Here is a 1,631-nt window from a genome sequence, read left to right as displayed (position 1 = left end):
TAGTTTTGAAGTCAGTATTCGTTGAGTCACAAAATCTTAAATTGAAGAGTTTGATCATGGCTCAGATTGAACGCTGGCGGCAGGCCTAACACATGCAAGTCGAGCGGAAACGACACTAACAATCCTTCGGGTGCGTTAATGGGCGTCGAGCGGCGGACGGGTGAGTAATGCCTAGGAAATTGCCTTGATGTGGGGGATAACCATTGGAAACGATGGCTAATACCGCATAATGCCTACGGGCCAAAGAGGGGGATCTTCGGACCTCTCGCGTCAAGATATGCCTAGGTGGGATTAGCTAGTTGGTGAGGTAATGGCTCACCAAGGCGACGATCCCTAGCTGGTCTGAGAGGATGATCAGCCACACTGGAACTGAGACACGGTCCAGACTCCTACGGGAGGCAGCAGTGGGGAATATTGCACAATGGGCGAAAGCCTGATGCAGCCATGCCGCGTGTATGAAGAAGGCCTTCGGGTTGTAAAGTACTTTCAGTTGTGAGGAAGGGGGTAGCGTTAATAGCGCTGTCTCTTGACGTTAGCAACAGAAGAAGCACCGGCTAACTCCGTGCCAGCAGCCGCGGTAATACGGAGGGTGCGAGCGTTAATCGGAATTACTGGGCGTAAAGCGCATGCAGGTGGTTCATTAAGTCAGATGTGAAAGCCCGGGGCTCAACCTCGGAACTGCATTTGAAACTGGTGAACTAGAGTACTGTAGAGGGGGGTAGAATTTCAGGTGTAGCGGTGAAATGCGTAGAGATCTGAAGGAATACCAGTGGCGAAGGCGGCCCCCTGGACAGATACTGACACTCAGATGCGAAAGCGTGGGGAGCAAACAGGATTAGATACCCTGGTAGTCCACGCCGTAAACGATGTCTACTTGGAGGTTGTGGCCTTGAGCCGTGGCTTTCGGAGCTAACGCGTTAAGTAGACCGCCTGGGGAGTACGGTCGCAAGATTAAAACTCAAATGAATTGACGGGGGCCCGCACAAGCGGTGGAGCATGTGGTTTAATTCGATGCAACGCGAAGAACCTTACCTACTCTTGACATCCAGAGAAGCCAGCGGAGACGCAGGTGTGCCTTCGGGAGCTCTGAGACAGGTGCTGCATGGCTGTCGTCAGCTCGTGTTGTGAAATGTTGGGTTAAGTCCCGCAACGAGCGCAACCCTTATCCTTGTTTGCCAGCGAGTAATGTCGGGAACTCCAGGGAGACTGCCGGTGATAAACCGGAGGAAGGTGGGGACGACGTCAAGTCATCATGGCCCTTACGAGTAGGGCTACACACGTGCTACAATGGCGCATACAGAGGGCAGCAAGCTAGCGATAGTGAGCGAATCCCAAAAAGTGCGTCGTAGTCCGGATTGGAGTCTGCAACTCGACTCCATGAAGTCGGAATCGCTAGTAATCGTGAATCAGAATGTCACGGTGAATACGTTCCCGGGCCTTGTACACACCGCCCGTCACACCATGGGAGTGGGCTGCAAAAGAAGTGGGTAGTTTAACCTTTCGGGGAGGACGCTCACCACTTTGTGGTTCATGACTGGGGTGAAGTCGTAACAAGGTAGCCCTAGGGGAACCTGGGGCTGGATCACCTCCTTATACGAAGATATCTTTGATGAGTACCCACACAGATTGAT

1 rRNA gene is annotated in these 1,631 nt (G+C 52.7%); it reads left to right on the top strand.

Features of this window, described 5'->3' with window-relative positions:
* The first annotated feature begins 38 nt into the window (after window positions 1-38).
* Window positions 39-1,593, top strand: a 16S ribosomal RNA gene (locus AB4484_RS04215).
* Window positions 1,594-1,631 lie beyond the last annotated feature (38 nt).

The organism is Vibrio sp. 10N.261.46.A3, assembly GCF_041472995.1.
GTDB lineage: Bacteria > Pseudomonadota > Gammaproteobacteria > Enterobacterales > Vibrionaceae > Vibrio > Vibrio coralliirubri.
Note: the sequence above shows the minus strand (reverse complement) of the source record. Positions and strands in the feature narration are given on the sequence as shown.